Source organism: Streptomyces vastus, from assembly GCF_039532825.1.
Taxonomy (GTDB): Bacteria; Actinomycetota; Actinomycetes; order Streptomycetales; family Streptomycetaceae; genus Streptomyces; species Streptomyces vastus.
Genome location: NZ_BAAASJ010000062.1, coordinates 1 through 4,961 on the forward strand (window position 1 = coordinate 1; position 4,961 = coordinate 4,961).

General features: G+C 66.4%; 6 protein-coding genes and 2 pseudogenes. 3 read left to right on the top strand and 5 right to left on the bottom strand.

The genetic code is table 11. From position 1 onward, the window contains the following. Nucleotides 1-92: 92 nt before the first annotated feature. Nucleotides 93-848, bottom strand: a pseudogene (locus ABD357_RS25670) (reverse transcriptase N-terminal domain-containing protein); the annotation flags it as partial. 674 nt (nucleotides 849-1,522) lie between these two features. Continuing rightward, a complete protein-coding gene (locus ABD357_RS25675) occupies nucleotides 1,523-1,645 on the bottom strand; it encodes a hypothetical protein (RefSeq protein WP_265579787.1) in 123 nt (40 codons plus the stop codon). An 82-nt stretch (nucleotides 1,646-1,727) separates the two neighbouring features. Between ABD357_RS25675 and ABD357_RS25680 the strand changes: the two genes are divergently transcribed. Then, a complete protein-coding gene (locus ABD357_RS25680; protein ID WP_344393277.1) occupies nucleotides 1,728-2,231 on the top strand; it encodes a hypothetical protein in 504 nt (167 codons plus the stop codon). 5 nt (nucleotides 2,232-2,236) lie between these two features. On the opposite strand, the gene ABD357_RS25685 is transcribed toward ABD357_RS25680, so the two are convergent. Next, the gene (locus tag ABD357_RS25685) at nucleotides 2,237-2,692 is read right to left on the bottom strand and encodes a helix-turn-helix domain-containing protein (RefSeq protein ID WP_344393279.1); all 456 of its coding nucleotides are present in this window, start codon (nucleotides 2,690-2,692) and stop codon (nucleotides 2,237-2,239) included. A gap of 284 nt (nucleotides 2,693-2,976) precedes the next feature. On the opposite strand from ABD357_RS25685, the gene ABD357_RS25690 reads away from it, so the two are divergent. Then, nucleotides 2,977-3,777, top strand: a complete 801-nt coding sequence (locus ABD357_RS25690) for a DUF4344 domain-containing metallopeptidase (protein WP_344393280.1) — start codon at nucleotides 2,977-2,979, stop codon at nucleotides 3,775-3,777. Between the two features lie 388 nt (nucleotides 3,778-4,165). Here the strand turns inward: ABD357_RS25690 and ABD357_RS25695 are convergent, their stop codons facing one another. Further along, nucleotides 4,166-4,408, bottom strand: a complete 243-nt coding sequence (locus ABD357_RS25695) for a recombinase family protein (protein ID WP_344393281.1) — start codon at nucleotides 4,406-4,408, stop codon at nucleotides 4,166-4,168. Next, nucleotides 4,363-4,650 (bottom strand): recombinase family protein, encoded by a 288-nt coding sequence (locus ABD357_RS25700; protein ID WP_344393282.1) that lies wholly within the window; start codon nucleotides 4,648-4,650, stop codon nucleotides 4,363-4,365. The genes ABD357_RS25695 and ABD357_RS25700 overlap by 46 nt, the downstream gene beginning before the upstream one ends. Nucleotides 4,651-4,713: 63 nt before the next feature. On the opposite strand from ABD357_RS25700, the pseudogene ABD357_RS25705 reads away from it, so the two are divergent. Then, nucleotides 4,714-4,961 (top strand): annotated as a pseudogene (locus tag ABD357_RS25705) (hypothetical protein); the annotation flags it as partial.

A 4,961-nucleotide genomic window follows, 5' to 3' on the forward strand; every position in this document is an offset into this window, starting at 1 on the left:
GCATCCCCGTCCGTGAGCATGCCACCGACGACCGGCATCAAGATCAAGACGCTACGGAGGGTGACTCATGCCCGAGTTACCCATTGCGTTGGGGGCGTGATCACACCGCCCTGGGGAGTTCCCTCCTCGGTCGGTGCGAATCGGCCGCGGTCGATCACGCCCGCCTTCAGCCAGCCGCGGATCAGATCCCTGGCGGGGAACTGGCCGAGCATGGTCATGAGGTGGTTGTGGTCGATGCGGTCGAAGGCCTCCGACAGGTCCGCGTCCAGGACCCACAGACGTTTCGGGTTCTTGCCCTTTACCGTCCAGAAGATCGCGGATATCGCGTCCTGGCAGCTGCGGCCGGGCCGGAAGCCGTAAGACCTCGGCTCGAACCGCGCTTCCCACTCGGGTTCCAGCGCGTTCTTCACGCGGGCCTGGAGGACCCGGTCACGGATGACCGGGATGCCGAGCGGTCGTTGTTTCCCGTTGCTCTTCGGGATGAATACTCGCTTGACTGGCCTGGCTTTCCAGGGTTTCGACGACCGATGGATCTCGGCTGCCAGCGTGCCTCTCGCCTTGGGGGTGAGGGCACGTTCCCCGTCGATGCCAGCGGTCATGCGACCACTGCTGTGTTGCGTCACCCGCTTCACGCTGATCAGCGTGTTGCTGCGGCTTCGCAGCATGAGCTTCTGCAAGTTGCGGACCTTCTTCCAGTCCTCTTCCTGCGTTGCCTTGAAGATCCTCTGCCTCAGCCGCCGTACGTTTTCCTCGCAGGTGCCCCAGTCGATGCCGTGCCAGTCGAGTAAGTCGTCCTCGGGTCCGTTCACCGCAGGCGAGGACGTCACGACAGGTGTCGTGATCTCCATGTTCGCCTCCGGTATCTAACTTGTCCCTCGGTTCCGGCTTCCTTGCAGTGGTGACTTCAAAGGCTCACCTGATCCACGTGGGCGCCCTTTCGGGCCGGGTCACCAGGGGCCCGTATCCGGCGAGTTATGCGAGAGGCGGGTGAAGGTCCCGCCTCCCGGTTTCCTCTGGCCTTTCGACCCACCGGCGTTCGCTTCTTGAATTATCCTTCTCCCACTGAGGAGTTGAGCCTCCCTTGCGGTCGGCCTACCTGGCTCAGGGCTTGGACCTCAGCGGGGTTTCCACGTTCCGCACCAGTAAGACGCGGCTGGGGTGGGCGCCTCCTATACCCCGGGACCAGCGGTGTCCTGTCTCCGGCGAGCAAGCACCGAAGATCACTTGGTGCCTCTCAGCACCAGGTCCTGCGACCGCCGCTTGCATGCCATCGTGCGGTCTTATCGTCACGGGGCCTCATCAGAGGTTCACTTGCGTTCGCCCGTCCAGCCTTCCCCTCGCCTGCAGCCCCCAGATGGCCTGGACACCCTTGGGCTTGAACGCTCAGCTCCACACCCCGCCGTTACCAGCGACGCATGTGAGCGCGGGGACGGGCCCGGACACTGGCCCGAAGTTCAGCCGATCGATACCTCCTTCACGTGGCTGTCCTTACTTACTTGGAGCGACCTCGTGTCGCACTTGCTCAGAGATAGTTGGCCACTGCGGCCTCGACGTCGTCACGGAGCTGCGTGGAGGCGTGTTTCTTGAGGTGGAGCCAGGTGCGCCCCCACTGCTTGGACGACTTTGCTGGCGCGGAGGGCAGCATCGCTCATCCTGTGACGATCACACCGGTTACTCTCGCCCTGATCAGCACCGGCGCTGGGTTGTTGGGGGCTGTCATCGGAGCAGTGACCACCCTCGCGTCGGCCAGCCTCACCCAGCGCGCGACCCGCGACCGCGAGAGCGCCTTCAAGATCTGGGAGCGCCGAGCCGACGCGATCGAGGAGGCGCACCGAAAGATGCTCGCCCACGGCAACACGCGCGACACCGCCTGGTCCCGACGGCAGGTGCCCAGCGGCTTCAGTCCTGAGACCTTCGACCCCGGCCACCAGGACGAGCAATACCGGCTGGTCGTCACGAAGCTGACGCTGTACACGACACCGGAGCTGGTGCAGGCGTACAGCAAGTCGAATGAAGCGTTCCTGATGTCACTGCGCGGCATCATGAGGTTGGAACTCGCGCTTGCAGCCACCGGCGCGGAGAGCGACAGGCCGAGGAGGCAACGGAACATCAACGCTGCGGTCGAGGTCGCCACCCAGACCATCGAAGAGTCCAAGACCGCCGACGAGCGCCTTGAAGCGGCGCTTCGTGGAGCGGCCACGCTGGCCGCTCCACGGTCCCGCCGACGTTAGCTGGCCTACTTCGCTGTCGGCAGCAGTCCCGGCCGAGTGCTCGGTACAAGGGAGTTCCGGCCAGCAGCCAGCTCCGGCACGTACTTGTAGAGCGTGGTTCGTGACACACCAAGCAGCTTTGCAATCGACGTGATCGTGTTTTCCGGGTCAGTGAGCAGGGCTCGCGCATGCCGCACCTGTTCCTCGGTCATCGCGGGCGGCCGGCCGATGCGCTCCCCGCGGGCCCGTGCCGCCGCCAGACCCTCGTGGGTGCCCTGCACGATCAGTTCCCGGATGAACTCCGCCAGTGCGGCGAATACGTGGAACACCAGGCGCCCGCCCGGGGTCGTGGTGTCCAGCGACTCGTGGAGCGACTGGAATGGCTGTGACGTCGTCAGTCGGACCCGGCGGGCCGGCTCGAGTTGGCCCCGTTTCGTGAAGATCGATGACGGCCGGAAGCGGTCCGCCGAGTGTCTGTCCACGCGGGACGGGGCCGGACCGGCGACCCGCTCTCGCCGTAGCAGCCGGGCTTCAGGGCAACGGTCCGGCCGGGCTGCCGTTCCCTTCGGGGTCGAGGGCCGTTCCGGCCTGCTCAGAGGGTGGGTGGTGGCCGAGGGGGCGCGCTGCCTCGTTCGGGCTACTTCCCGTGGCTGCATGGTGCGGGGCGGCTGAGGCTGTGGGGAGCCCTTGCAGGGCCGATGACCTGGGAGTGGAGATGAACCGGAAACGGACCGCAGCCGCAGTGGGTGCCCTCACGCTGGCTCTGATGTCGACGAGCTGTGCCTCGGAGACGAACGAGGTGCACCCCGCGCAAGGCGAGGTGGCCGCGCAGAAGGACGACCACCGCTTCGTGCCCGATTACGAGAAGGCCGAGAAGCGCACGGACTGGTCGGCCGAGAAGCTGATGCGCGACGCCGGCTTCCTGGAGGACCTCAGTGCGTACGCCACCAGCCTGGTGAAGCTGCCGCAGGACATCCCGGTCGGCGGGATCAGCTGCGGCGAGCCCAACCTCTACTGGACCTCGAAGGAGAAGGCCATCATTGCCTGCTACGAGGAGGTCACGGAGATGCGGGAGCTGTTCCGGGCCTCCGACAAGGCCGACCACCGGCCCAGCTCGTCCAGCTCCGTGGACGGGCGGGTGATCGGGGCGATGTCGGGGATGTTCTTCCACGAGCTGGGGCACGGCCTGATCCACCTGTACGACCTACCGGCCGTTGGCAAGGAGGAGGACGACGCCGACCAGCTCGCCGCAGTGGTGCTGATCAACGACGGGAAGCAGGGCCAGGAGTACCTCATGGACATGGCCGAGGCGTTCCGGCTGCTCGGCATCGTGGAGAAGCTGGGCGGCGGGGACAAGAACCAGGAGTCCGAGTACGCCGACGTGCACTCGCTGAACGAGCAGCGCTACTACAACCTGCTCTGCTACCAGTACGGGGCCCACCCCGAGCAGTACAAATCCCTGGTCGGCAAGGGCGGGCTGCCCAAGGAGCGTGCCGAGGACTGCCCCGACGAGTGGAAGCAGGCAGAGTCGGCCTGGACCCGCCTGCTCAAGCCGCACCTGAGGTAGGGCCTGGCGGAGCTGCTTCGCTACCGGTGGAGCACGCCGGGGACGGCGGGCATGTGGCGCTTGCGTACAAGGGGACCACTCGCGACGGCCTCGCGGTGAACCTCACCGAGTCCTGACGCCGGCGGTTCTCCCAGTCCGCCTGCCGGGCGATCACGGCTGATCGCGTAACACCCATGCAGGGCTTGGTTGTTGTGGACGTTCCGGCTGCCTTCGTCTCCGGAACGAACGCTGTGCCTCGTCAGCTCCTGAAGAACGTCGAGGGCTGGGGCCCGGGCCGACGGGGACGCTCATCGTGCATCTGCGGAACGACGAGTTGCCGGGTGCTTACGACGAGCCCCCTCCTTGAGTGGGGCCGTGACGTTGCCCAGTGGACCCACCCGAGACGGCTTCAGCAGGCCCCATCCGTGAAGGGACGGCTTCGTCCGGCCCCGTCCCGCGTGGACAGACACTCGGCGGGCCGCTTCCGGCCGTCATCGATCTTCACGAAACGGGGCCACTTCGGGCCGTCCCGCCGGGTCCGACTGACGACGTCACAGCCAGACTGGAAGCCGATCCCGCGCTTCCGTAGACCAGAGACGATCGAAATCAGGTCTTGGATCGAGCGGCCCAACCGGTCGAGGGAGGGCACCACGAGGGTGTCGCCGGGCCGGAGGTAGTCGAGGCACTTCCACGGTCCTCGCGCTCCGCGTTCTTGCCCGACTTCTTGTCGGTGAAGACCCGCACGCAGCCGGCCGCCTCCAGCGCCGCAATCTGTCGGTCGAGCAACTGCCCTTTGGTGGAGACGCGTCCGTACCCGACCCGGGCCCCGGAGGAAGTGGCAGGGAAGGCTTCCATCGGACTGGCAGCGTCTGCCCACTCAGCGGTAGTCGTCATGCACGGCACCGTACAGAGAGGGGCTCTTACGCGTTCCTGGACACCACGAGTTGTTGAACACCCTTGCTGGACACCGGAAGCCGATTCGCGCTCGGCGTGTCGACGTCTAGGCGTCGTTGTTCGGTTGTTGGACGCATCGCCGTCGAGGCCCCCGGGCCGCTCGAGAAGAGAGACCGAGACCGCCTGGAGCTGATACTCAACTGCGGGCAGTCCGACGGGTTCGGGCGGGCGGGCAAGCCGGGCTGGTCGCCGGGCCGGCTCGCACTGGTCACGGTGCTGCAGAAGGCCACGAACCTCACCGACCGGCAGGC

Coding starts and splice junctions, on each gene's coding strand:
- ABD357_RS25675 (WP_265579787.1), bottom strand. CDS start 1,645: ATGCTGCCCTCCGCGCCAGCAAAGTCGTCCAAGCAGTGGGGGCGCACC.
- ABD357_RS25690 (WP_344393280.1), top strand. CDS start 2,977: ATGTCGACGAGCTGTGCCTCGGAGACGAACGAGGTGCACCCCGCGCAA.
- ABD357_RS25700 (WP_344393282.1), bottom strand. CDS start 4,650: ATGACGACTACCGCTGAGTGGGCAGACGCTGCCAGTCCGATGGAAGCC.